The organism is Xanthobacter sp. ZOL 2024 (assembly GCF_052932325.1).
Map to the genome: position 1 here is coordinate 46,951 of NZ_JBRFIN010000001.1, position 23,817 is coordinate 70,767.

At 61.6% G+C, this 23,817-nt stretch carries 20 protein-coding genes and 9 pseudogenes; 19 read left to right on the forward strand and 10 right to left on the reverse strand.

The window, feature by feature from the left end; all coding sequences use genetic code 11:
* Nucleotides 1-470: 470 nt before the first annotated feature.
* The 4 genes from ACU4E7_RS22700 to ACU4E7_RS22715 form a co-directional block, all read right to left on the reverse strand.
* On the reverse strand, nt 471-962 hold the full coding sequence (locus ACU4E7_RS22700; RefSeq protein WP_447021764.1) for a phosphate-starvation-inducible PsiE family protein: 492 nt from the start codon (nt 960-962) through the stop codon (nt 471-473).
* A gap of 115 nt (nt 963-1,077) precedes the next feature.
* Nucleotides 1,078-1,569 (reverse strand): Hsp20/alpha crystallin family protein, encoded by a 492-nt coding sequence (locus ACU4E7_RS22705; RefSeq protein ID WP_447021765.1) that lies wholly within the window; start codon nt 1,567-1,569, stop codon nt 1,078-1,080.
* 20 nt (nt 1,570-1,589) lie between these two features.
* Complete coding sequence (locus ACU4E7_RS22710) at nt 1,590-1,988, reverse strand: Hsp20/alpha crystallin family protein (protein WP_447021766.1); 399 nt, start codon at nt 1,986-1,988, stop codon at nt 1,590-1,592.
* Nucleotides 1,989-2,002: 14 nt separating this feature from the next.
* Entirely contained in the window at nt 2,003-2,428 is a 426-nt protein-coding gene (locus ACU4E7_RS22715; protein WP_447021767.1) for an Hsp20/alpha crystallin family protein, read from the reverse strand.
* 203 nt (nt 2,429-2,631) lie between these two features.
* On the opposite strand from ACU4E7_RS22715, the gene ACU4E7_RS22720 reads away from it, so the two are divergent.
* From ACU4E7_RS22720 to yfdX2, 12 genes and pseudogenes are all read left to right on the forward strand, one after another.
* Complete coding sequence (locus tag ACU4E7_RS22720; protein WP_447021768.1) at nt 2,632-3,069, forward strand: MarR family winged helix-turn-helix transcriptional regulator; 438 nt, start codon at nt 2,632-2,634, stop codon at nt 3,067-3,069.
* Nucleotides 3,070-3,074: 5 nt separating this feature from the next.
* Complete coding sequence (gene ftsH / locus ACU4E7_RS22725; RefSeq protein WP_447021769.1) at nt 3,075-4,907, forward strand: ATP-dependent zinc metalloprotease FtsH; 1,833 nt, start codon at nt 3,075-3,077, stop codon at nt 4,905-4,907.
* Between the two features lie 63 nt (nt 4,908-4,970).
* A complete protein-coding gene (locus ACU4E7_RS22730; protein WP_447021705.1) occupies nt 4,971-7,877 on the forward strand; it encodes an ATP-dependent Clp protease ATP-binding subunit in 2,907 nt (968 codons plus the stop codon).
* Between the two features lie 77 nt (nt 7,878-7,954).
* The gene (locus ACU4E7_RS22735; protein WP_447021706.1) at nt 7,955-9,127 is read left to right on the forward strand and encodes an RNA polymerase sigma factor; all 1,173 of its coding nucleotides are present in this window, start codon (nt 7,955-7,957) and stop codon (nt 9,125-9,127) included.
* Entirely contained in the window at nt 9,124-9,771 is a 648-nt protein-coding gene (locus tag ACU4E7_RS22740; protein WP_447021707.1) for an HdeD family acid-resistance protein, read from the forward strand. The genes ACU4E7_RS22735 and ACU4E7_RS22740 overlap by 4 nt, the downstream gene beginning before the upstream one ends.
* 8 nt (nt 9,772-9,779) lie before the next feature.
* Nucleotides 9,780-10,001: a hypothetical protein gene (locus ACU4E7_RS22745; RefSeq protein WP_447021708.1), complete on the forward strand. Its 222-nt coding sequence runs from the start codon at nt 9,780-9,782 to the stop codon at nt 9,999-10,001.
* Nucleotides 9,982-10,602 carry a hypothetical protein gene (locus ACU4E7_RS22750; protein WP_447021709.1) on the forward strand — a complete coding sequence of 207 codons (621 nt, stop codon included), beginning with the start codon at nt 9,982-9,984 and terminating at the stop codon, nt 10,600-10,602. Before ACU4E7_RS22745 ends, ACU4E7_RS22750 begins: the two co-directional genes overlap by 20 nt.
* 1 nt (nt 10,603) lies before the next feature.
* A complete protein-coding gene (locus tag ACU4E7_RS22755; protein WP_447021710.1) occupies nt 10,604-11,167 on the forward strand; it encodes an NADH dehydrogenase ubiquinone Fe-S protein 4 in 564 nt (187 codons plus the stop codon).
* Between the two features lie 46 nt (nt 11,168-11,213).
* A pseudogene (locus tag ACU4E7_RS22760) lies at nt 11,214-12,011 on the forward strand (IS3 family transposase); the annotation flags it as partial.
* Nucleotides 12,012-12,024: 13 nt separating this feature from the next.
* Nucleotides 12,025-12,168: pseudogene (locus tag ACU4E7_RS22765) on the forward strand (Hsp20/alpha crystallin family protein); the annotation flags it as partial.
* Between the two features lie 22 nt (nt 12,169-12,190).
* Nucleotides 12,191-13,105, forward strand: coding sequence for a heat resistance protein YfdX1 (gene yfdX1 / locus ACU4E7_RS22770; RefSeq protein WP_128094963.1), 915 nt, complete (start codon nt 12,191-12,193; stop codon nt 13,103-13,105).
* A 102-nt stretch (nt 13,106-13,207) separates the two neighbouring features.
* Entirely contained in the window at nt 13,208-14,095 is an 888-nt protein-coding gene (gene yfdX2 / locus ACU4E7_RS22775; RefSeq protein WP_447021711.1) for a heat resistance protein YfdX2, read from the forward strand.
* 74 nt (nt 14,096-14,169) lie between these two features.
* On the opposite strand, the pseudogene ACU4E7_RS22780 reads toward yfdX2, so the two are convergent.
* Nucleotides 14,170-14,559, reverse strand: a pseudogene (locus ACU4E7_RS22780) (IS5 family transposase); the annotation flags it as partial.
* On the opposite strand from ACU4E7_RS22780, the pseudogene ACU4E7_RS22785 reads away from it, so the two are divergent.
* The 4 genes and pseudogenes from ACU4E7_RS22785 to ACU4E7_RS22800 all read left to right on the forward strand — a co-directional run.
* Nucleotides 14,539-14,742, forward strand: a pseudogene (locus ACU4E7_RS22785) (SDH family Clp fold serine proteinase); the annotation flags it as partial. The pseudogenes ACU4E7_RS22780 and ACU4E7_RS22785 sit on opposite strands and share 21 nt — an antisense overlap.
* Nucleotides 14,743-14,793: 51 nt before the next feature.
* Nucleotides 14,794-15,216: a thioredoxin TrxC gene (gene trxC, locus ACU4E7_RS22790; RefSeq protein ID WP_011982916.1), complete on the forward strand. Its 423-nt coding sequence runs from the start codon at nt 14,794-14,796 to the stop codon at nt 15,214-15,216.
* A gap of 48 nt (nt 15,217-15,264) precedes the next feature.
* The gene (locus ACU4E7_RS22795) at nt 15,265-16,434 is read left to right on the forward strand and encodes a cation:proton antiporter domain-containing protein (RefSeq protein WP_447021712.1); all 1,170 of its coding nucleotides are present in this window, start codon (nt 15,265-15,267) and stop codon (nt 16,432-16,434) included.
* Nucleotides 16,435-16,544: 110 nt separating this feature from the next.
* Nucleotides 16,545-16,764, forward strand: a pseudogene (locus ACU4E7_RS22800) (Tn3 family transposase); the annotation flags it as partial.
* A 178-nt stretch (nt 16,765-16,942) separates the two neighbouring features.
* Here the strand turns inward: ACU4E7_RS22800 and ACU4E7_RS22805 are convergent.
* From ACU4E7_RS22805 to ACU4E7_RS22825, 5 genes and pseudogenes are all read right to left on the reverse strand, one after another.
* Nucleotides 16,943-17,350, reverse strand: a pseudogene (locus ACU4E7_RS22805) (IS6 family transposase); the annotation flags it as partial.
* A gap of 23 nt (nt 17,351-17,373) precedes the next feature.
* Nucleotides 17,374-18,957 carry an IS66 family transposase gene (gene tnpC / locus ACU4E7_RS22810; protein WP_447021713.1) on the reverse strand — a complete coding sequence of 528 codons (1,584 nt, stop codon included), beginning with the start codon at nt 18,955-18,957 and terminating at the stop codon, nt 17,374-17,376.
* Between the two features lie 74 nt (nt 18,958-19,031).
* Nucleotides 19,032-19,376, reverse strand: coding sequence for an IS66 family insertion sequence element accessory protein TnpB (gene tnpB, locus ACU4E7_RS22815; RefSeq protein WP_447021714.1), 345 nt, complete (start codon nt 19,374-19,376; stop codon nt 19,032-19,034).
* Nucleotides 19,373-19,786, reverse strand: a complete 414-nt coding sequence (locus ACU4E7_RS22820) for a transposase (protein WP_447021715.1) — start codon at nt 19,784-19,786, stop codon at nt 19,373-19,375. The genes tnpB and ACU4E7_RS22820 overlap by 4 nt, the downstream gene beginning before the upstream one ends.
* 65 nt (nt 19,787-19,851) lie before the next feature.
* Nucleotides 19,852-20,154: pseudogene (locus ACU4E7_RS22825) on the reverse strand (IS6 family transposase); the annotation flags it as partial.
* Nucleotides 20,155-20,201: 47 nt separating this feature from the next.
* Here ACU4E7_RS22825 and ACU4E7_RS22830 point away from each other — a divergent pair.
* From ACU4E7_RS22830 to ACU4E7_RS22840, 3 genes and pseudogenes are all read left to right on the forward strand, one after another.
* A pseudogene (locus tag ACU4E7_RS22830) lies at nt 20,202-20,648 on the forward strand (nucleotidyl transferase AbiEii/AbiGii toxin family protein); the annotation flags it as partial.
* 59 nt (nt 20,649-20,707) lie between these two features.
* A pseudogene (locus ACU4E7_RS22835) lies at nt 20,708-22,351 on the forward strand (ATP-dependent nuclease); the annotation flags it as partial.
* Between the two features lie 79 nt (nt 22,352-22,430).
* Nucleotides 22,431-23,782, forward strand: a protein-coding gene (locus tag ACU4E7_RS22840; RefSeq protein WP_447021716.1) for an IS3 family transposase whose coding sequence is annotated in 2 segments (ribosomal slippage) — nt 22,431-22,767 and nt 22,767-23,782 — 1,353 coding nt in all. Because the reading frame shifts where the segments join, the coding sequence is not laid out codon by codon here.
* The last annotated feature ends 35 nt before the right edge of the window (nt 23,783-23,817 follow it).

Sequence of the window (23,817 nt, forward strand, 5' to 3'; positions counted from 1 at the left end):
GTCCGAATAGGCTGTCCGAAATATCTTATTTGTTCGAAATCATGTCAAGATAATTTGTGAACAGGGAGTTTTACCCCTGTACGCAATCGCTCGTTTTTGGACACGAGATGACGCCGAGTTCGAGAGCGTGTTGGTTTCAATTAGAGAGCATATGAGTGGGCCGAAAAATTGATTAGAGTTCGTCCCAAATGAACCGCGAGCCGTTCCCACGCGGACCGTCATAGGCACTCCGGGTTTAGGGATCGACTATACGCTCGGTTGACGCGATGGAGACGCACTGTCTCGAGTGGCGTTGAAAACTGTGATGGTGCTTTGTTCGAACGCCGCCAAGTCTCCGCGGGAAGCGACGGCGCGCGGCTCGGCAAACCGACCCAGCGCAACGCTCGGCATGATAAAAAATTTCTGCTAAACAATTATGATGATGAGTGCGGCAGAGGTTAATGAAACAAGTCGAACGAAAACGCTTCGGCTCATTGATCGCCTTCGGCATTTTTAGCACCGGGCTCTTCGCGCCGGTCCTGATCGCGCACCAGCCAGTGGACTGCTCCGAGCGCAAGAGCCGCGCCCGCGAGGGCGGCAATCTTGGCTGGCTCCGTCTCGCCAAGGTCGAGGATGATAAATTTGCGCGCGATCGCGAGGAGCGCGATCAGCACGATCGTGCGGACCTGGAGAATGCCGAAGCTGCGTTCTGTCGCCACAAGAAGGGAGCGCTTGAACTCGAGCGCAATTACAACGGTGAAGATCATTCCGAACACCACCTGGAAGGTGGCGTAATCGAGCGTGTCGAACGCTCCCAAGACCAACCGGTTCACGACCTCGCGCATCAGCGCCCAAACCGACGCCACGACGATAACCGCAATGATGGCGCTGAGGACGAAAATGACGACCTGTTCGAACTTCTCGTAGAGCGTCATCGCCGACCATTGTTCACGGGTTAGCCCGGATCGTTGCAAGTCTTTCATGATTGCCTCTCGAAGGCCGCCCCGGAGAGACAAGCTCCCCGGGGCTTCTCCAGACGGTGCGATATCGCAAGGAGCGGAGGGGACGCCGCAAACCGGCGACACCCAATGTGGCAAATCAGCCGTTCTTGACCTCGATGCGCTTGACCTTCGCCTGCGCCTCGGGAGTCTGGGGCAGCTTGATCGTCAGAACCCCGTTCTTGAAGGATGCCTGCGCCTTTTCGCCATCCACACCGGGAGGGAGCGGAATTGTCCGGTAGATCGCGCCGTAGCTGCGCTCGGACAGGTAATACCCCTTCTTCTCCACCTGGCGCTCGATCTTCTTCTCCCCCTTCACAGTCAACATGTCATCGTTGACCGTCACCTCGATGTCCTTCATCTCCATGCCCGGCAGCTCGATCGATACTTCGATCGCCTTGTCGGTCTCGACCACGTCGGATTTCGCTTCGCCGCTGCCAAAGGGCCATTCGAAATGACCGACACGGTTCCAGAAGTTCTCGAACACATGGTTCATTTCGCGCTGGAGCGTCGCGATCGGGTTGTCTTGGCTGCTCTTGGCATCTGGCGCGCCGTCCTTGCGCGCCCAGGGGATGAGGTCTTTGATCTGCATGATATGGTCTCCTTCGGTTTTCAGGCGCCCTTGACGGCGATCTTTTTCGGCTGCGCTTCAGGGGCTCGGGGGAGCGTCAGGGTGAGGACACCTCCACGCATCTCGGCTTCGATCCTGTTGGGGTCGAAGTCCTCGGAAAGCGTGAAGGCACGCTCGAAATCGCCCTCGCCATATTCGGCATAGGCAAGTTCGAGGTTTTCCGGCCGCACCGGGTCAATCTTGCCGCGGATCGTCAACACACGATTTTCGAGCGTGATCTCGACCGCATCGGCGGCGACCCCAGGCATTTCAAGCATCATGGAGACACCCTGATCGGTCTCGACGATATCGGTCAACGGGCGGTAGATGCGTCCGCCGCCGGTGGTCTCGGGCGAGTCGGTCGGCGTCTTTTCGGCGGCTTGCGTGATGTCGGTGCTCATCGTTCCAGCTCCTCTCAGGCTGCCTTGATCTCGATTTTCTTCGGCTTTTCTTCCTCGGGCCGGGAGATGACGATCCGCAATACGCCGTTCGTCATCCTCGCCTCGACCTTGTCATCCGAGGCCGCGAACGGCAGGCGGATAGTGCGGGAAAACCTGCCGTAAACGCGTTCGTTGCGGTGCCAGCGCGCACCGTCGGGAACCTCGGGCGCCTTGCGTTCGCCCGAAAGCGTCAGGACGTTGTCCTCGACCGAAATTTCAATGTCGCCCGGTTCGATGCCGGGAAGTTCAGCGGTGACTGCAACGGCCTCAGGGCCTTGCCAGACATTTACCGCCGGGAACGCCGCGCGGGACGGCGGCCAGAAACCGCGGTCGAGATCGCGCATCATGGAGCGCATCAGCGCAAAGGGATCGCTGCGGCGCAGATATGTCGGGTAGAGCATTGCTGGCCTCCTGTTGCTGATCGATACCCCCCGAACCGTCGGCATGGAGGGACCGGGCAACGGTGCCGGCCGGATGTGGGTTCGGAGAACGCCTATCAAGATAGGCCGTTCCATTTATTATGCAAGCATGTATGATGGGTGCATTGCGTTTTGGATGGGGGGCGGTTTCTCCTGTATACCATGCAATCGGCGGAAGGATAACCATGATCTCTTCGGACATCGCGCTGATCGGGACGGCGATCCACCGGGTCGCGCAGCTCATCCAGCAGCGGATCGACCAAGACATCCGCGGCAGCGGCCTGACCCGCCTGTCCTGGATGGCGGCGGCGCATGTCGAGGATTCGCCCGGGCTGACCATCGGCGATCTGGCCGGGCGGCTGGAGGTAGGCCGAGCCACTACGGGCCAGCTCGTCGATCGCATGGTCAAGGGCGGTTGGGTCGAGCGGTCGCCGTCACCCGACGACAGGCGGTTACAGATCGTCACGGCAACCCCAAAGGCCAGGGCGATGCTGGATGAACTCGCGCCCCGGCAATCGGCGCTCGAAGATGAAATCCTGCAGGATTTGTCCCCGGACGAACGGCACGTCCTGCTTGTGCTGCTCGAGCGGATCCGGATGCGGCTGATGCAGAGGCAAGGCTGATCGGCATGGAGAAGAGAACCGAATACAACATCTGGTACTGGATCGTCGCCTTCTTTGCGATCCTCCTCATCCAGAACCTGATCGCCGGCTGGCAGTCGGTCGCCCCCATCACCTACAGCCAGTTCGAGACCTACCTAACCGATGGCAAGATCGCCTCGGTTGCGGTCGGATCAGACGCGATCACCGGCACGTTCAAAGAGCCGATTGGCGGCAAGCGACAGTTTATCACCACAATCGTAAATCCCGCGATCCTGGCGCGGATCGACCGCTCGGGGGTGGAGATCACCGGGGTTCCGCAGAATACGCTGATCGGCACGATTCTGTCCTGGGTGGCGCCCGCGCTCATCTTCTTCGGAGTCTGGATGCTGCTGTTCCGAAAGTTCGCCGAGCGGCAAGGCTTTGGCGGCTTCATGCAGGTCGGCCGCAGCAAGGCCAAGGTTTACATGGAAAAGGAAACCGGCGTCAGTTTCGCTCACGTGGCCGGCGTGGACGACGCCAAGGCCGAGCTGGAGGAGGTGGTGGAGTTCCTCAAGAACCCGGCCGAATACGGAAAGCTGGGCGCACATATCCCCAAAGGCATATTGCTCGTTGGGCCGCCGGGCACCGGCAAGACGCTGCTGGCGCGCGCGGTGGCGGGTGAGGCCGGCGTGACCTTCTTTTCGATCTCGGGCTCCGAGTTCGTGGAGATGTTCGTGGGCGTCGCCGCCGCGCGGGTGCGCGACCTCTTCGAGCAGGCTCGGAAATCCGCGCCGGCGATTATCTTCATCGACGAACTCGACGCTCTCGGGCGGGCGCGCTCCTCCGGCCAGGTCGCTGGCGGCCACGATGAGCGTGAGCAGACGCTGAACCAGCTTCTGACCGAGCTCGACGGCTTCGACCCATCAGTCGGCATCGTGCTGCTTGCGGCCACGAATCGCCCGGAGATTCTCGATCCGGCGCTGTTGCGGGCCGGACGCTTTGACCGGCAGGTGCTGGTGGACAAGCCCGACAAGAAGGGGCGCATCCAGATTCTCGGCGTGCACATGAAGAAGGTGAAGCTCGCCCCGGACGTGGACGCCGAGAAGGTCGCAGCGCTCACGCCCGGCTTCTCGGGCGCCGATCTTGCCAATCTCGTCAACGAGGCAGCATTGCTCGCCACGCGCCGCAAGGCCGATACGGTGACGATGGACGACTTCAACAATGCCGTGGAGCGCATCATCGCCGGGTTGGAGAAGAAGAACCGCGTTCTGAACCCGCGCGAGCGCGAGATCGTGGCGCACCACGAGATGGGGCACGCGCTGGTGGCGATGGCTCTGCCGGGGGTGGACCCGGTGCACAAGGTCTCGATCATCCCGCGCGGCATCGGCGCGCTCGGCTACACTATCCAGCGCCCGACCGAGGACCGCTTCCTGATGACGCGGGAGGAGCTGGAGAACAAGATCGCAGTCCTGCTTGGCGGGCGCGCGGCCGAGAAGATCATCTACAATCATGTCTCGACCGGGGCGGCCGACGATCTGGTCAAGGCCACCGATATCGCCCGCGCCATGGTCGCGCGGTACGGGATGGACGAAGACCTCGGGCATGTCAGCTACGACACCGATCGGCCCGGCTTTCTCGGCACCGGCGATCAGGCGTCCTGGCTCAACCGCCGCTACAGCGACGCCACTGCCGAGCGGATGGACGCGAAGGTGCGCGACATCGTGGATGGCGTGTTCAAGCGCACCCTCTCGCTTCTCGAAGCCAACCGGGCGCTGCTCGAGCAATCGGCGCAGGATCTCCTGCAACGCGAGACACTGGACGAGCCCGATCTGGTGGCAATTGGGTCCAAGGTGAAAAGAACGGAAGCGGTCGCTGCGTGACATCGTCACTGACGCAGATGATCGGCGGACAACCCTGACTGGATAAAGAAACGGAGAGGAAAAATGGCAAACGGAGCTTGCGATATTTGCGGTCGCCCGGCGACGGCGCGCGTGCGCGCCTCGGTGAACGGCAGAATTCAGAACATGGAGCTTTGCGACCAGCATTACCGCGAGATGGTGCGCCGGTCGGGCCGCAGCGCCTCGCCGCTGGAGTCCCTGTTCGGACGGCATTCCCTTCTTGACGAGTTCTTCGGCGACAGCGGTTTCGGCAGCCTCTTTGGCGACAGCCCGTTGCGGGGCGGCACGCTGGGCTCCATGGGCGACGGTGATGACGGGGTCGTCGACGCCACTTTCGGCGAGGGCGCGCCGCGGCGTGGATCGCGGCGCGGCGGCGGACGCACCATCGCCGACCGGCTGAGCGAACAGGGCAACAAGCTGCTGCAGGATGCCGCACAGAAGGCCGGGGAATTCGGGCGCAGCGAGGTCGATACCGAACATCTGCTTCTGGCATTGACCTCGTCTGACGTCGTCAAGACGATCCTGGAACAGTTCAAGGTCGATGTGGACGATCTGCGGCGCCAGGTCGAGAAGGAAGCGAAGCGTGGAGACGCCAAGACCGAAGGCGAAATCGGCGTAAGTCCGCGCCTGAAGGACGCGCTGAACCGGGCCTTCATCGCCTCGAACGAACTCGGCCATTCCTATGTCGGTCCCGAGCACCTTCTGATCGGCCTTGCCGAGGAAGGTGACGGCTTGGCCGCGTCGATCCTGCGCAAATACGGATTGACGCCGCAGGCGCTGCGTCAGCAGGTGACGAAGGTGGTCGGCAAGGGAGCCGAGGAAGGCCGCGTCGAGACTCCGTCGAACACCCCCGATCTCGACCAGTTCAGCCGTGACCTGACGAAGCTCGCCCGCGATGGCAAGCTCGATCCCGTCATCGGCCGCGCCCGCGAGATCGAGACGACGATCGAAGTGCTGGCCCGCCGGAAAAAGAACAACCCGGTGCTGATCGGCGAGCCCGGCGTGGGCAAGACCGCCATCGTCGAGGGACTTGCACAACGGATCGTCGCGGGCGAAGTGCCCGAGGCGCTGCGCGACAAGCGGCTGGTCGAGCTCAACATCAACTCGATGGTGGCCGGGTCGAAGTATCGCGGCGAGTTCGAGGAGCGAGTCCAGAAGATCCTCAAGGAGATCACCGAGGAGAAGGACAGCCTGATCCTGTTCATCGACGAGATCCACACCATCGTCGGCGCCGGCCAGGGCGGTGGCGAAGGTGGTCTCGACATCGCCAACACCTTCAAGCCGGCGCTGGCGCGGGGCGAGCTGAACCTGATCGGCGCGACGACGCTCAACGAGTACCAGAAATACATCGAGAAGGACGCGGCGCTCGAGCGACGCTTCCAGCCGGTTTATGTGGACGAGCCCACGGTCGCACAGACCATCATGATTCTGCGCGGGCTGCGCGACACGCTCGAAAGCCACCACAAGGTGACGATCACCGACGAGGCGATCATCGCCGCCGCGGAGCTTTCGGATCGCTATATCACCGGTCGCTTCATGCCCGACAAGGCGATCGACCTGATCGACCAGGCCGCGGCGCGGGTGAAGATCTCGGCCACTGCGCGGCCCGTGGACGTGCAGGAGCTCGAAGCCGAGGTCGCGCAGATCAAGCGCGAACAGGACTATGCCGCAGCCCGCAAGCAATTCGACCGGGCAGCGGAATTGAAGAAGGAACTCGAGCGGAAGCAGAAGGAGCTGGACGAGCTTCTGGAAATCTGGAAGCGCGACCAGGCCTCCGCCACCGCCGAGGTGCGCGCCGATCACGTCGCGCAGATCGTCTCCAAGATCACCGGCGTTCCGGTCACCGAGCTGACCACCGAGGAGAAGGACAAGCTCCTCAAGCTCGAGGAGAAGCTGCACGAGCGCGTCATCGGCCAGGAAGAGGCGATCCGCGCGGTGGCCGATGCCGTGCGGCTGGCGCGTGCGGGCCTGCGCGAGGGACGCGGCCCCACAGCGACCTTCCTCTTCCTCGGGCCCACGGGCGTAGGCAAGACGGAACTGGCCAAGACGCTCGCCGAGGTGATCTTCGGCGACCAGGATGCGATGATCCGTATCGACATGTCGGAGTATGGCGAGCGCCACTCGGTTGCCCGGTTGGTTGGCGCACCTCCCGGCTACGTCGGATACGACGAAGGCGGGCAGCTGACGGAGAAGGTGCGCCGTCGGCCCTACTCGGTCGTGCTCCTCGACGAGATCGAAAAGGCGCATCCGGATGTCTACAACATCCTGCTTCAGGTGTTCGACGATGGCCGGCTGACCGACGGCAAGGGCCGCGTCGTTGACTTCACCAACACCATCATCATCGCCACATCGAACCTCGGTTCGGACATCATCCAGCGCAACCTCAAGAAGCGCGGCACCAAGGAGTTCGACGAGGCAAAGCAGAAGTCCGAGCTGATGGAAGTGTTGCGCGGTCATTTCCGGCCAGAGTTCATCAACCGGATCGACGAAATCATCGTCTTCCACTCGCTGAACCAGTCGGAAATCCGCCAGATCGTCGAGTTGCAGCTGAACCGGGTGAAACGGACCGCCCTCGGCCACGGCGTCGAACTCGAATTCGACGTGAGCGTCGTGGATCACTTCGGCGCGGTCGGCTTCCGCCCCGAATTCGGCGCCCGCGAGCTGCGCCGGCTGATCCGGTCGGAGTTGGAGACCGAGTTGGCCCGCGAGATGCTCTCCGGGCGGATCGAGGATGGTGACAAGGTCCGCGTCGCCTGGTCGGAAGACGAACAGAGGGTCGTGTTCGAAAAGATCGCAAAAAACACCGGTGACGACAACCCGGACAATCAGGCCAAGGCAGGGATCGACGAGTCCAGCAAAGTTGCCGAAGACAAGGCGGACGCTCCGACGCCCGACGTCCCGGTCAAGGCCAAGGATGAGGTGCAGTCCAAGGACGATAAATCCGCCGGGTGACGTTGCGAGGGACTGGCCCGGCGCGATGACGGTCGCGCCGGACCATCTCTTCGGAGAGTTATAGGAAGGTCCACGGCATGAACGTCATTAGATCATTCCGCAATCTCGACCGGCACGGCCAACAGCGCGCGCCTGAGGTCATCGAGGAAGAGGTGCGGCAACTTGAACCGCACCTTGCGCGCTTTCGCGAGGATCTGGTCCGGCTCGAAGTCGTTGCCTCGCAGACGAGGGGCAAGACGCGCATCAAAGTCAGCCTGCGCCTGCAACTGCCGTCGGGCGTGATCGCGGCGCGGGAAGATGGATTCGAGATCGAGCCTGTCCTGCGCAAGGCCTTTACCGACCTGCGCCACCAGGTCGATCGGCATGTGGCGCGCCTCAAGCACGAGCCTGAATACAAGCGTCCCGCCCGCCGGCGCCGGATCGGCGCCCCGCTGCCGCCCGCGCGGGATGCGGCGGAAGCGGACCGGCGCCAGCTCTTCTTTGACCTGATCGAGGATCATCTCGATACGATCTATGACACCGTCAGGCGCGAGTTGACCTATCTCGAATGCAGCGGATCGGTACCGGAGGGATATCTGAGCGTTCGCGGTCTCTTCGATGCGACGATCCTCAAGGGGCTGGCCCGCTTCGAGGATCGGCCTTCGGAGTTTTCCGTCGGCGACTGGCTGAAACGGCTGGCTTTTGAGACCATCGAGGAAGAATCCCGCGCCGCCCGCCGCGCCGTGCCTGAGGATGCCGCCTCCATCGAGGCGGAACCCGAGGCCCCGGCGGAGGATCCGACCGAGGCGGATCAGGCGATGTTCGAGTTCTACCAGCCCGACGAAGTGCTGATGCTGGAGGACCTCATCGCCGACGACGGCGGCACAGACGCCGAGACCGAAGTGGATCGTCATGATATCGCCATGGCACTGCACCGGGCTATCGCAGATCTTGCTCCGGTCGAGCGCCGCGTCCTGTATCGGATGTACCTGGAAGACGCCACGATCGCGGAGACGGCGCACCTCCTGGGTCTCACTGAGGCGGAAGTGTTGAAGATTGCAGAGAACGCGGCGGAGACACTGCGCGGCACGCTGGTCGAAGCCGGGTTGATCGGCGAGGCATCGGGGCGCGCGCCCGTGGAAAGGGAAATCGCCCGGACGCAGTGTCTGCCTCAACCGGTCGAGGACCGCCGCCGCGTGGCGGCCGCCCTGGCCGGCGCGGAGACAATCGGTACTACTGAGTTGAAACCTGAACAGGAGATGGACCAATGACGACAACATCTGCAAACCAATCCGACACGATGCAGGACATGCTGTGCAGCCTGTCCGGGAACTGGTGGCTGTTCGTGCTGCGCGGTATCCTGGCGCTGGTGATCGCGGTTCTCGCCGTCCTCATGCCTGCGGAGTCGCTGCTTGCTCTGACGCTGGTCTTCGGCGCTTTCGCCTTTGCCGACGGCGTGTTCGGCCTCGTCGCCGCGATACGTAACATCCGCAAGGGCGAACGCTGGGGCTGGCTGATGTTCAGCGGCATTCTGGGCATCGCCACGGGCGTCGTCGTGGTTGTCTCGCCTTTTGTCGCGACGCTTGTGCTTGCGACATTCCTCTGGGCCAGCATCGCCTTCTGGTCCGTGTTCTCGGGTGCCCTCGAGATCGCGGCAGCGATCCGCCTGCGCAAGGAAATCGAGGGCGAGATCTGGCTGATCCTGAGCGGCCTTCTCTCGGTCGTTCTCGGTGTCGTCGTGACCTGGATGCTGCTGACGCGCCCGCTCGAAAGCTTCCTCGCGCTCGGCTGGCTGATCGGCTTCTACGCCGCGATCTTCGGGGTGATGATGATCCTCCTCGGGCTACGGCTTCGCAAGGCGGATCGTTCGGACGGTGCGGCCTTCGATGACGCTCCCCCATCGGCAAAGGCGTGAGGTGCCCTGTGGTGGATGACGGGCGACTTGCCGGCGAGGAGCACGATTTCACCCGATGGGACGAAACGATCTTCGACCGTTGCCTGAGCACCGGCTTCAATCCGTTCGGCAGCGGTCCGACGCCAATCTTCCTGCGGCACCGGGTCGCAGAGGCGCCGGACGCCGATGCAAAGCCGTGCATGCCACCTGACACCGAAATGCGAGGTGCTGATGTCGAACCGCCTGCCTGACTTGGCATTTGCTGCTGCGGCCGCTGCCTTGGGCATCGGCATCGTTTTCGTTTTTCGTTCGATGTATCTTGCCGAAGACACACTGCCTTTCGCGCAGGAGATGACGCTCATCTTCCTCGGCGCTGTCGTGACGATCATTCTGACCGCGGCGCTTCTCAATCGCCAGACCGATCTCGAGCTTCGCAAGGAAGGAAGGGTCATCATCCTCCAGCAGCAATGCGACATTTACATGGCCTGCATCGAGAAGGTCGCAGAGATCGTGGAAACCGCAAGGCACGATGCGAAGCTGATCGATGAACTGCGTGTTCTCAGCCACAAGCTGGCTGTGGTCGCGAGTGCAGGGGTTGTGTCCAGCTTCGAGCAGGTACTGGAGAGCTTGCAGTCCGGTTTTGCTGACGGCACGCTCTCGGATGGGGACGGAGAGGGCGTGATGAATGCCGTCGCCGATCTCACGATAGCGATGCGGTCGGACGTCCTGCACGCTGCTGCCTTTCCTTCGCAGAACACCGAACGCGCCGTTCGCCTGAACTCAAGGCGAATGGAAAAACTCGACGATCTCGAACGTCACCTTCTCGTATCCACCGACACCCGGGAGAACTGATATGCGCGGCCATAATCGCCCACCATTCCCGCCGAAAATTCCCGGAACCGATCTGCCATCCTGGGACGTGCCGACGGCAATCATCTACCGTCCTGCCCGTTCCGCGATGACATCGGCGCCTCGGCCCAACTACTGGGTCCTCGAGTTCGAGCCGTCCCGGCCGCCGCAGATCGAGCCGCTGATGGGATGGACTGCAAGCGACGATCCCTATCGCCCGATCCGGCTGAAGTTCCCCGATCGTGACAGCGCTGTGGACTTCGCTGAGCGGCAGGACTGGCATTATGTCGTGCGCGAGGACGCTGGGGGAGCCCGGATGGCGAACCCTTGGGCGGGTGAGACGCGCCACCGGCTGCACAGGGGCGTCGATGCCCCGGGAGCCTTCCGGGTCCCGTTCCGCCCCGATCGCCGCCTCTCAAGAGGCGTCCAGCATGAGAGCACGGCCGACCCGTCTACCAGCGACAGGGAGAGTTTCGATCCGGTCCTCGAAGCCTCGCTCGAATCCTTCCCCGCCTCTGATCCTCCGGCGTGGACGGGTGTGACAATTGCAAGAAAGACGACGGGATGACGGCCAGCTACATGCGCTCGGGGAAATGAGATGTTTCCATGGGCCGGAGACGGAGTTGCGCGGCAAGCTGCGTGACCTCGCAAACGAACGCCGGCGTTTCGGCTACCGGCGCCTGTTCGTCCTGCTGCGGCGGGAGGGCGAGACGTCTGGCGTCAACCGCATCTACCGGCTCTACCGCGAGGAGGGCCTGACGGTGCGCAAGCGCCGGGCGCGGCGACGCGCGGTCGGCACGCGGGCGCCGATCCTGGTCGAGGCAAGGGCGAACGCGCGCTGGTCGCTGGACTTCGTGCACGATCAGTTCGCCTGCGGGCGGCGCTTCCGTGTGCTCAACATCGTCGATGACGTGACGCGCGAATGCCTGGCAGCGATCCCGGACACGTCGATCTCCGGTCGCCGCGTTGCTCGTGAGCTGACGGACCTGATCTCCCGACGCGGCAAGCCGGGCATGATCGTCTCCGACCACGGCACGGAGTTCACCTCGAACGCGATCCTCGCCTGGTCGAAGGATCATCGCGTCGAGTGGCACTACATCGCGCCCGGAAAGCCCATGCAGAATGGCTACGTCGAGAGCTTCAACGGCCGGATGCGCGATGAGCTCTTGAACGAGAGCCTGTTCTTCGGCCTCGACCACGCCCGCAGCGCCATCGCCGAATGGAGGCAGGACTTCAACACCGCGAGACCGCACTCCTCGCTCGGATACCAGACCCCGGCGGCCTTCGCCGGAACCCTTACCGCAACCGGCTCCGACGCTTCGCTCGATAAGGGCTTCGCGTCTCCGCCCGTTGCTCAACCCGCGCCCAACGGCGTAACAGAAACGGTCGAGACTCTAATCGCCGCTGGATGAAAGTTCAGTGGCAGGTCACTTTGTGCGCAACTTTGTCTTGCCTGACAACGTTGATCCGACCAAGGTGACGGCTTCGATGAAAGACGGCGCGCTGGAAGTGCGGCTTGTCAAGGCCGAGCAAGCCAAACCGAAACAGATTGAAATCTCAGTCAACTAACTTTAATTAGGAGCCCAAGATCATGAATATCAAACAGCCCCAATCAACCTTCTCCGCACTTGCCCTGGCGGTCGTCGTCGGACTTAGCGGACCGGCTCAGGCCCAATCGGCGGCAGGTTCTAGCCCAGGTGCTGCAGCACCCTCTGCCGCATCCAAGGCGGCGCAGCCACAGGTAGATGACAAGGCCGCCCGGGAAGCCGAAAAAAAGCGTGCTGAGCTCACTCAGGACGCCATCACGGCGCTCACCAAGACCCAGGAGGCTTTGACACTCCTTGATGCAAAGAAGACCAAGGAGGCGCTCGCTGCGCTGGAACTGGCCAGCGGAAAGCTGGAACTGGTATTGGCACGCGACGCCAAACTTGCTTTGGCGCCGGTCGATGTACGCGTCATCACCCACGATATCCACGCCAACGTGGAAACGGTGAAGAAAGCGGTCGAGTTGTCTCGGGAGTTGTTGGGTGATGGCGAGGTGCAAAAGGCCCGGCCCATCGTCGCCAATCTGGCCAGCGAAATCGTGATCGAAACCGACAACCTGCCGATGGCAACGTACCCGGCAGCGATCAAGTCGGCCGCACGGCTCATCGACAGCGGCAAGATCGACGACGCCAAGGCGGAACTCGCCCGAGCACTGAACACGCTGGTGGTGACCTCGGTCGCCTTTCCTCTGCCCGTGCTACGGGCTGAAGCCGCGATGGCAAAAGCTGAAAAGCTGGCCGAGACCGACAAGCGCGATGCCAAGCAGAACGAGGAGCTCAGCACCTTGCTGTCGTCCGTGCGCACGGAGATCGAGATGGCGCAGATCCTGGGTTATGGCAAGAAGGCGGATTTCAAACCCATCTTCGATCAGGTGAAGTCCATTGAGCAAAAGTCGGCTGGTGGCAAAAGCGGCAAGGGATGGTTCGACGAGTTGAAGACGCGCCTCCAAAAGCTGTTTTGAGGTGATGAAGGAGCCGACTGTTCGGTCGGGCAGTCTCGCGATGTTCGCAGTCAGCCCCAATAGATTCGCCTATTTTCACTAACTCATACGAGGCATATCACCATGAATGAGCAAACATCGAATCCCAATGCGACGAACAAAGAAATAAACGAACAGGCCGCGGTAAGCAGCCTTCCTGTCAGTCCAGAGGCCAAGCCTGAAGTCGTCACGGAGGTACAGCCTGAGGTTCAGAAGGAAACGGACTCGCAGGCGGCAGACAAACGTAAACAAGTCCTCGATGAGGCCGTCTCGGCCTTGGCGCTGACCAAATCAGCGCTGGCCGCACTTGACGGCAAGGACGCTGCACGCGCATTGGCAACGCTGGCCGAAGTGACGGGAAAGCTGGAGCTGATCGTTGCGCGCGAACCCACGCTCGCCCTGGCCCCCGTTGATGTGCGCACCATCGTGCACGACTTGTTCGCCAACACGGAAACCATTGAGGCGATGACCGACGAGGCGCTGGATGCCCTCAAACATGGCGAGGTGCAACAGGCACGTCACGTGCTGGCTTTGCTGGCCAGTGAAATCGTGATCGCGGTCACCAACATCCCTCTGGCGTCCTATCCCGCAGCCGTGAAGTCAGTCGTGCCGCTGATCGATCAGGGCAAGATTGAAGAAGCCAAAGCCGCGCTGCAGGCAGCGCTCAGCACGCTGGTCGAGACGCGCAGCGTGCATCCGCTGCCCGCCCTGCGCGCCAGGCTGCTCCTGAAGCGCGCCGAGACCTTGGTAGAAGATGGTCAGCGGAGCGAAGCGTCCAATGAGCGCCTGGAGACATTCTTGAACGAAGCGCGGCAGCAGTTGGAAATGGCAGAACTGCTGGGCTATGGAAAGAAGAAGGACTTTGAGCCCCTGTATGCTGAACTCAGGAAAGTCAAGCAAAAGACGGCTGGGGGAGGCGGCGGAAAAGGCTGGCTCGATGAAATCAAGGCAAAGCTGTCCAAGTTGTTCTGAAACCGCTGGATAGGGCGTAAGAGGGGCGCGTCGCGCCCCTCTCTTTGCTCAGGAGTGTATGCTTTTTCACCCCATTAGGCCGCGTGGACGAACCTGATCCATAAGCGGATGCAGCCGAGCAGGGCGAAGCCGAGAAAGCTGGAAGCGGTGTGGTCGTAGCGGGTGGCCACGCGGCGGCAGTTCTTGAGACGGTTGATGAAGCACTCGATGCGGGAACGCAGGGCGTAGAGGCGTCGGTTGACGCTGTGCTGCACCTTGCGGTTCCGCTTGGTCGGGATCTCCGGCTGGGCCCCCCGGTCGCGCGCATCCTGCCGCAGGCGGTCACTGTCGTAGCCCCTGTCACCGAGCAGCACGCCGGGATCGCTGTCGCGCTCGGCCATGAGGTCGTCATAGGCGATTAGGTCGTGGGTCTCGCCGGGCGTCAGCACGACGCTGATGGGCAGGCCACCGGCACCTGGACGCACGACTACCCTATCTCTGCGGAAGAGGCGCGCGAGATGGGGCTGCCGGTGCGGACCGACATGCCCGAGGAAATACTCGAGCTGATGACCCTCTATCCGCAGCCCGTCCGCCGTCTGGGCGGCGGCGTCGAATACCTGCCCGAACCCCGCCACCGAGAGGCCCGGCGGGCCACGACCTCGCGCTGAACGGCGCCGCCCTGCCTGCCCCTCCGAAACGATACTCAAAGGGAGAACAGAATGCCCACCGTTGCTTGCCCGAAATGCAGTTCCGTCAATCGCGTTCCGCAGGAACGACTGACGGATAACCCCAGCTGCGGCCGCTGCGGCGCCGCCCTGTTCGAGGGCCGGCCAGTCACACTGACCGCCGCCAGTTTCGACCGACACGCCGATGCCGATCTGCCCCTGCTCGTCGATTTCTGGGCGGAATGGTGCGGGCCATGCAAGATGATGGCACCTCAGTTCGAGGCTGCGGCGCGTTCGCTCGAACCCCAGTTCCGTCTCGGCAAGCTCGATACCGAAGCCGAACAGCAGATCACCGACCGTTACGGGATCCGCGGCATTCCCACCATGATCTTGTTCAGGGGCGGCAAGGAAATCGCGAGGACGAGCGGTGTAATGCCTGCCGCGCAGATAGCGCAGTGGGCGCGGTCGCACGTTTAGAGTATACAGGTATTGGCATTTCCTGCGACATGATATCAGGAGAAGAACATGCATGGCGTGACTGGATTTGCCGAAAGTGCGGCCTTGTTGGTTTGCGCCGCGTTCGTACTCGTGACGATATGTTCACGGATTGGCGTGCCTAGCATCGTCGGTTACATTCTTGCCGGTATAGTCATTGGACCCGCTGGCCTCGGCCTGATTGCGGAGAGCGCTGCCCTGAGCAGTATTGGCGAAATCGGAGTGGTGCTGCTGCTGTTCGCGCTCGGCCTGGAATTCTCCTTCGAGAAGCTCGTAACACTCAGGAAGCATGTCTTCGGTCTTGGGGCTGTACAGGTTTCAGTCACGACGATAACGGTTTCGTTGGTAGCGAGTTTGGTCTTCGATCTCGCATCAGTTTCCGCAATCCTCATCGGCGGGGCCGTTGCGATGTCATCCACAGCCATGTGCCTCAAGGTGCTCGCAGGCGCGAACGCTCTTGGATCGGCTCATGGGCGCTTGGCCATCGCAGTGCTTCTGTTTCAGGACTTGGCAGCCGTCGCGTTCCTGCTTCTGCACGATGCAATGAGTGGTGCCGCCGAAGGGTATGGCGTGATAACGGTCATCGCCAGTGCAACGGCAGTGGTTGCTGCTCTGTTCATTGCCCGAGGTCCGTTGCAGGTACTTGCCCGTTGGGTCGCGTTGCGTGGCGATCCGGAGCTTGCCCAACTCCTCGCACTTACCATTGCGCTTGGGTCCACGATCGTCGCGACATCTGCTGGCCTTTCTCCGGCGCTCGCCGCATTCGCGACCGGTATGATCATCGGCGAGGGCGACGCGCGCCATGCTGTCGAGAACGAGATCCGGCCCTTTCGCGACTTGTTTGTAGGGATTTTCTTTATCGGTATCGGGACTCAATTGCCACTTTGGATCCTTCCATCTCAATGGCCTGCCGTGCTGGTCTGGCTTGCAATAATACTCTGCGGAAAGACGCTGATTGTTTTCGTCGTCGCCCGACTATTCGGCGAAGCGCTTCAGACCGCATTGCGGACCGGGGTCATCCTGGCCCACGGGGGAGAATTCAGCCTGATGTTGCTATCGGTTTCCTCGACGTCGGGTACAGTGGCCGAGGAGTTCGCCGGCCCCCTCCTCCTCGCGATTGGAGTGAGCATGATGGCTGGAAGTCTTATGATTAGATGGGCGGGGTCAGGCCTAGGACCAATCGACATTAGGCCCTGTTGACAAAGTATGGCAGCCATATCTTTGCGGCGGCCAAAGCGAGAAATGCTGACACTCTAACCAAGCAAAGTCAGCCTTCGGCCCCCATTGCGGTCATCACGGGCCGAAGGGATATCCTGTGGAACACAGTCTATCGCAGCCGCGCTGTCGATTATGTTCGCACCCAGAGCATCGATATTCCCGCCGAACTGCTCTCCCAGGTCGCACCGCTTCCCTGGGCCCATATCGCACTCACCAGCGACTATCTCTGGAACGAAATTGACGGCCCCCCTCGAACGCTTCAGGCCGATCCGCGCTAACCGTTTCAACCCAAACAACTTAGCTTTCCCTTAGCGGGTTTTATTGCAGAAATGTCCACGGAACCCCTATTTGCAACACCTCTACCGGCGCGAATTGCTCTCGACTACGGGCAGGACAACCGGGCAACGCTGCTCCTTCTGGCTCTGGAACATATCCGCAAGGCGTTGTCACGTTGTTCGATTGAGGCCGGACGAAGCGCTTTCAGTTAAACTCAGGCAGTTGCGCCGGTCACGGCCTTCCAGTGCGCCATGGCGCGGATCCGATGAATGTGGGTGGCGAGGGCGGAGTGTTTTTGATGCGACGGGACAAAATGATTTCTAACCGCTGAAAATACGGGGACAAATTGTTGCAGACTGCCGACGGATCGGAAGCCCTGCATCACTCGTTCTCGTTTTCGCAGCGGCAGATGGGAATTTTCCGCACGGTTGTTAAGGCCCTTGTGTGATCTATGTTCAATGGCCGGCATCACATCTCGCTTTGCCGCCCCGTATGAACACAGTTTATCGGTGACAATCCTCTTTGGCGCGAGGCCTTGCTTCTTCAGCAGCCTGATCAGCAATCGCTTGGCAGCCTTGGTGTCTCGACGGGTCTGCACGATCTCGTCGAGAACATATCCGTCCGTAAGCGCGTAGCCGGCACCGTTCAGGGATTGAAGTTCCAGGGCATGAGCTGGTCGAGCTGAGAGATGGGCCAGCGGTCGGCGATGCGCTCCAGCGTTTGGGTCAGCCATGCGAGCGGGTCGACATCGTTCATGCGGCAAGTCTGGAGCAGCGTCGCGATCGTTGCCCACGTCCGGCCGCCGCCGTCGCTGCCGGCGAAGATTGCGTTCTTTCTGACAATGGTCTGGGGCCTGATCGCGCGTTCGACGGTGTTGGAGTCGATTTCGATCCTGCCATCGATGATGAAGCGCTCCAGGGCCTGGCGGCGCGTGATCGCATAGCGGATCGCTTCGGCCAGTTTCGATTTCCCCGGGATCCGTCGCAGCTCGGTTTCCCACAGCGCGAAGAGCCCGGCGACGATCGCGGACGACCGATCCCGCCGGCCGGCGGCACGGATCACCGGATCCTGGCCGCGGATTTCCTCCTCGATCTTCCAGAGCTCGGCCATGACGGTCACGGTTTGCGTGGCGACCGTGGATGTCCCGTTGATATGGAGTTCATAGAAGCGCCGGCGCAGATGCGCCCAGCAGCCGGCGAGCGTGACGGTTTCGTTGGTGCCGGCCTTCGCCTTCGCGAGCTGCGCATAGGCCGCGTATCCGTCGACCTGCAGGATGCCGGCAAAGCCCCGCATATGGCGCGCGACGCAATCCCCGCCGCGACTATCCTCGAAGCGATAGGCGACCATGGGAGGCGATGTGCCGCCAAAGGGCCGATCGTCGCGTGCATAGGCCCATAGCCAGGCCGTTTTCGCTTTGCCGCTCCCCGGTGCCAATGTCGGCAGCGTGGTCTCGTCGGCGAAGATCCGCTCGGCCTGCTTGATGCGCTCCAGAACGTAATCAGCCAGTGGCGTGAGTTCGAAGCCCACCTTGCCCATCCATTGCGCCATCAGCGATCGGCTGAGCTCGACCTTGTCGCGCGCGTAGATCGCCTCCTGCCGGTAAAGCGGCAGGCCATCGGCGTATTTGGAGACCGCGATCTGGGCCAGCAGCGCCTCGCTCGGGATACCGCTTTCCACGAGATGGGCAGGCGCCGGCGCCTGGATCACGCCATCACGGCCCCGGAAGGCGTATTTCGGGCGACGGGTCACGATCACCCGGAACCTGGCTGCCGTGACGTCGAGGCGCTCCGAGACGTCCTCGCCGATCAGCACCTTTTCCAACCCTTCGCAGCCGGGCGGGATCTCCGGTTCGATCACGTGCTCGATGCGCTCCAGATGCGGAGCAAATCTCTTCCGCGGCCGAGGCGCGCGCTTCGGGCGATCCGCGTCGGCCGCCTGCAGTTCCTCCTGGATCGCCGCAAGGCCTGTCTCGATCTCATCGAGCACGAAGGCATACTGGTCGTCGTCCAGTCCCGCGTCGACCAGCCGCTCCGAGCGCCGGCCGTAACGCGCCCGCTCCAGCATCTTCACGATCGCCGTCAGCGCCGCGATCCGCTCGTCGGCCGCCTTGTTCACGGCCTCCAGATGATGGCTGCGCTCTTCAAGGCGTGCCGATTGCGATGCCATGGCGAGAACCATCGCCTTGAGCGCTTCGATGTCGTCCGGAAGCTCTGAAATGGCCGCGGTCATCACCGCGATCACAGCACAGGCCGGCGCGTTCTCCCAAGCCTTTCAAAGGCCTGATTCACTTTGCCACAGACCGCTCAACCCAATGATTGCGGCCGCCGGACCGAGGCCGAGCGGACCTTCTTCCAGTCCATCCCGTCGACCAGCGCCAGCAACTGGGCATGGTTCAGCCGGACCCGCGACGCAGACACCGGCGGCCAGCAGAACCGCGTCGTCTCGATCGTCTTGGCGTAAAGGCAGATCCCGCTGCCATCCCACCAGACGATCTTCACCCGGTCGGCTCTTTTCGAACGGAACACGTAAAGCGCCCCGTTGAAGGGATCGACGCCGCCGTCGCGCACAAGCGCCATCAACGACAGCGGCCCCTTGCGGAAGTCGACCGGCGTGCTCGCGACGTAAACCGCCACACCCGACGGGATCATGCCTGGCGAACCGCCCGCAGCACCGCCGCAAGATGGTCACTCGTCACATCGGGGCCGGCACGGACCACGATGTCGCCGATCACGATCTCAACCAGCGCACTGCGGGCTGCCTCAAAGCGCGTGAAGCTCAGCGGCGGGTCACCTTCGGCTGCAGCCGCGACCGCGCCGCTGGCCAATGCCTGACGCCGCCAGCCGAACAACTGCGACGGCGCCATCCCGGCCCGGCGGGCGATCGCCGAAACATTCGCCCCAGGAGCAAAAGTCTCCGCGACGAGCCGCGCCTTCGCTTCATCCGACCAGCCCCTCCGTCCCCGCAACGGCCGGGCCTCCAGAGCCTCGATCACATGACAATTTCTGTCATCAGGCATAGGCGTAGATATAGAAATTTCCATCAGCAGATCCTTCGACACCAAACGGCGCGAAGAATCTCAGATCACCGCAAGAACCGCTACGCGGTGGCCCCTTGGCGCTTACATCCGTCCTGGTCGACGGCTCGCCAAAGCCAATGCTTTCGCCCGCCGATCGTTACGACCACTTCGTCCAGATGCCAGATATCCTCTCGCGACGGCGTCTTTCTGCGCAGTCGCTTTGCGTAGGCCGCACCGAATTTCCGGCCCCAGCGCCGGATCGTTTCGTAGGACACGACAATGCCGCGCTCCAGCAGCATTTCTTCCACCAGCCGCAGGCTTAACGGGAACCGGAAATACAGCCAGACGGCATGGGCGATGATATGCGGTGGGAAACGGTGGTTCTTGTAGCTGATGGTCGGCGTGCTCATCACGTCCGGTTATCCGTCAACCGTTAAGCCACGAACAACGTGACAACGCCGTCCAGCGTGCTGATGGCGCCGATCTCGCGCTTCGTTTCTATCAGCTCGTCGCCATCTCCGGCGAGATGCCGGAAGGCGGGACTAATCGCGTCGAAGTCGCCGTATGCTCAATTCCGGCCCTGCTGGCTATGAAGGGCCATGCCGTGAACGGTCGTCACAAGCAGAAGGACGCCTACGACATCTATTACTGCATCAGAAATTATCCTGACGGGATCGATGCGCTTGCGGAAGTCTGCAAACCTCTGCTCGATCAACAGAGCGGCGCGCAGGGTTTCAAGTTCATCGCCGAGAAGTTCGACGCTCCGGAGGGATATGGTGCGACCAGCGTGCGCAAATTCGTGGACGAAACGGCAATACTCGACGGACGGACACCGGAACAGTGGCAACAGGACGCCTTCGGTCAGGTTGATGCCTGGCTGCGCGCACTCGGTTTGCGGCATTAGCGTGAGGACACGATGAAGTCGGCAAAACGGCAATAACAGAGCTTCATGGGGGAGGGGACATGCGCATACAGAAGGTGAGGGTCCAAGGCTTCCGCCTGATCGAGGATGCCGAAATCATGCTCGAATCTGGATCGACCGTCATCGTTGGCCGCAACAACAGCGGAAAGACCTCGCTAACCGATGTGTTCGAGCGCTTCGCAGGAGATGGTGGTGCGAAGTTCCGGCTGGAGGATTTCTCTGCCGGTACACGCAACAGGTTTTTCGAAGCAAAGGAACTCAGGGAAAAGGGTGAGGCGCCGGAAAAAGTGCTTGCGACTATGCCGCGGATCACGATCACCCTGACCTTCGCCTATAGTAGCTCTGCCCCCGCCCTGGGCCCGCTCTCTCCGTTCATCATCGATCTCGATATGAACTCGACGATTGCTGTTGCCCAGCTGGAGTACGCGCCAACCCTCTCTTCGTTGCAGCAACTGCTCAAGGTCGCAGACGCCCCCGAAAATGTCGATGCGAAGGTGCATTTCATGCGACATTTGAAAGAGGCGATACCGAAAGCCTACAGCGTCCATGTCAGTGCGATCGATCCCACCGATCCAGCAAATGTGCGGCAATTCGAGGGTACGACGCACCTTGCGGCGCTGCTTCAATGCAATCTGGTGCGCGCACAGCGCACGCTCGATCACGCCAAGCATGGCGATGCCGATGTTATCGGCAAGCTGCTCAGCACCTTATTCAAGACTGCATCCACCCCGACAGCGGCCATTGCGGACCAGCAGCTCGCAGCCCAGCTGAAATCCTCGGTCGAGAACATCGAGCGGGAGATGCAGTCGGAATTCGATACTATGCTGAAGGCACTGCTGCCGGCGATGAACGTGCTTGGCTTTCCGAGTATGAATGATACCGAGTTGCAGCCGGAGACGTCGCTTAATGTCGATGCACTGCTGTCGGACCACACCAAGGTGGTCTATGCCGGCGCCGACGGCGTCCACCTGCCCGAGGGATATAACGGGCTTGGCACACGCAACCTGATTTACATGCTCCTGCAGCTAGAGAGCTACCATAAGCTCTACCGCGCGCGGCCGACGCGTCCCGCGACGCATCTCATATTCATCGAAGAGCCCGAAGCGCATCTGCACCCCCAGATGCAAGAAGTGTTCATCGGGCAACTGAACGCTGCCGTCGGCAAGCTATCGGCGAAGTATCCGGACGAACCTGCATGGCAGGTGCAGTTTATCATCACGACGCATTCCTCGCATGTTGCAAACGCCGCGCCGTTCGAAGCGATACGCTATTTCCTGAATCAGCAGCCGGTGCCGACGTCGGGTCGCCGCACGAAGGTGAAGGATTTCAAGAAGGGCATGGCGGCAATTCCGAAGCCCGACCAGGAGTTCCTGCACCAGTATATGACCCTCACGAAGTGCGACCTCTATTTCGCTGATAAGGCCATCCTAGTGGAGGGCACGACCGAGCGAGTGCTGATGCCGAGGCTATGCGAGATCGTTGATCGCGATCTCGGTGATGGCCATAAGCTGGCCAAGCAATACATCACCACGGTAGAGGTGGGCGGCGCGTATGCCCATATCTTCTATCCTTTGCTGAACTTCCTCGAACTCAAGACGCTGGTCATTACCGACCTCGACGCTGTTCGTTCGGCCACCAGGAAGGATAAGAAAGGAAAGGAGCGCCAAGTCTGGGAGAAATGTCCGGCATCAGCGCCCCTGGCACAGAATTGGGTTTGAGCTTTAAGGAGAGTTCTGGTCTCGTCTGAAGGACGAAAGACCCAGAATGACGACGAAAACCATAAAGACGAAGAAGCGCGCCGAGCAGGTGGTCAAGGATATCCGCCGGGCGACCCGACGGCACTTTTCTGCCGAGGACAAGATCCGGATCGTGCTCGATGGATTGCGCGGTGAGGACAGCATTGCCGAGCTATGCCGGCGCGAGGGTATTGCCCAGAGCCTTTATTATACCTGGTCCAAGGAGTTCATGGAGGCCGGCAAGCGTCGCCTCGCCGGTGATACTGCGCGTGCGGCGACCAGCGACGAGGTCAAGGACCTGCGCCGGGAGACGAGCGCTCTGAAGGAGTGCGTTGCCGACCTGACGCTCGAAAACCGCCTGCTCAAAAAAAGCATGCTGGGGGATGGGGAAGACCAGGAATGAGGTATCCCGCTTCCGAAAAACTCGAGGTCATTTGGCTGGTCGAGCAATCGCACCTGCCAACTAAACAGACGTTGGACCGGCTGGGCATCCCTCGCCGGACCTTCTATCGCTGGTATGATCGCTACCTCAATGGCGGCCCCGAGGCGCTGGAAGACCGATCCTCGGCGCCCAGCCGGGTCTGGAACCGTATCCCGGCCGGCATCCATGACCAGATCATCGAGATGGCCCTGGAGCACTCCGAGCTGAGCCCGCGCGAACTGGCGGTGCGCTTCACCGACGAGAAGGGCTACTTCATCTCGGAAGCCAGCGTTTACCGGCTCCTCAAGGCCCATGACCTGATCACCAGCCCCGCCTATGTGGTGATCAAGGCGGCCAATGAGTTCCACACCAGGACCAGCCGTCCCAACCAGATGTGGCAGACCGATTTTACCTACTTCAAGATCATTGGCTGGGGCTGGATGTATCTGTCCACGGTGCTGGATGATTACTCCCGCTACATCATCGCCTGGAAGCTGTGCTCGACCATGCGGGCCCAGGACGTCACCGACACGCTGGACATGGCACTGGCCGCCTCAGGCTGCGATCAGGCCCATGTTCAACACCGGCCGCGCCTGCTCAGCGACAATGGTCCGAGCTACATCGCCGGCGAACTGGCCGACTATATCGAGGCCAATGGCATGGACCATGTTCGCGGCGCCCCGCTCCATCCCCAGACACAGGGCAAGATCGAGCGCTGGCATCAGACCCTCAAGAACCGCATCCTGCTCGAAAACTATTTCCTGCCCGGTGACCTCGAAAGCCAGATCGAGGCCTTCGTCGAGCACTACAATCATCGGCGCTATCACGAGAGCCTCGACAATGTGACACCCGCCGACGCCTACTTCGGCAGGGCCGAAGCCATCATCAAACACCGAGAAAGGATCAAACGCCAGACCATCCAGCATCGCCGCTTGCTGCACGCCGGCATCGCCGCATAACATCAACTGGTTGACGAGCAGAACTCTCCGCTAAT

Coding starts and splice junctions, on each gene's coding strand:
- ACU4E7_RS22700 (WP_447021764.1), bottom strand. CDS start 962: ATGAAAGACTTGCAACGATCCGGGCTAACCCGTGAACAATGGTCGGCG.
- ACU4E7_RS22720 (WP_447021768.1), top strand. CDS start 2,632: ATGATCTCTTCGGACATCGCGCTGATCGGGACGGCGATCCACCGGGTC.
- trxC (WP_011982916.1), top strand. CDS start 14,794: ATGCCCACCGTTGCTTGCCCGAAATGCAGTTCCGTCAATCGCGTTCCG.
- ACU4E7_RS22710 (WP_447021766.1), bottom strand. CDS start 1,988: ATGAGCACCGACATCACGCAAGCCGCCGAAAAGACGCCGACCGACTCG.
- ACU4E7_RS22705 (WP_447021765.1), bottom strand. CDS start 1,569: ATGCAGATCAAAGACCTCATCCCCTGGGCGCGCAAGGACGGCGCGCCA.
- ftsH (WP_447021769.1), top strand. CDS start 3,075: ATGGAGAAGAGAACCGAATACAACATCTGGTACTGGATCGTCGCCTTC.
- ACU4E7_RS22750 (WP_447021709.1), top strand. CDS start 9,982: ATGTCGAACCGCCTGCCTGACTTGGCATTTGCTGCTGCGGCCGCTGCC.
- ACU4E7_RS22795 (WP_447021712.1), top strand. CDS start 15,265: ATGCATGGCGTGACTGGATTTGCCGAAAGTGCGGCCTTGTTGGTTTGC.
- yfdX1 (WP_128094963.1), top strand. CDS start 12,191: ATGAATATCAAACAGCCCCAATCAACCTTCTCCGCACTTGCCCTGGCG.
- ACU4E7_RS22735 (WP_447021706.1), top strand. CDS start 7,955: ATGAACGTCATTAGATCATTCCGCAATCTCGACCGGCACGGCCAACAG.
- tnpB (WP_447021714.1), bottom strand. CDS start 19,376: ATGATCCCGTCGGGTGTGGCGGTTTACGTCGCGAGCACGCCGGTCGAC.
- ACU4E7_RS22715 (WP_447021767.1), bottom strand. CDS start 2,428: ATGCTCTACCCGACATATCTGCGCCGCAGCGATCCCTTTGCGCTGATG.
- yfdX2 (WP_447021711.1), top strand. CDS start 13,208: ATGAATGAGCAAACATCGAATCCCAATGCGACGAACAAAGAAATAAAC.
- ACU4E7_RS22730 (WP_447021705.1), top strand. CDS start 4,971: ATGGCAAACGGAGCTTGCGATATTTGCGGTCGCCCGGCGACGGCGCGC.
- ACU4E7_RS22740 (WP_447021707.1), top strand. CDS start 9,124: ATGACGACAACATCTGCAAACCAATCCGACACGATGCAGGACATGCTG.
- ACU4E7_RS22755 (WP_447021710.1), top strand. CDS start 10,604: ATGCGCGGCCATAATCGCCCACCATTCCCGCCGAAAATTCCCGGAACC.
- tnpC (WP_447021713.1), bottom strand. CDS start 18,957: ATGACCGCGGCCATTTCAGAGCTTCCGGACGACATCGAAGCGCTCAAG.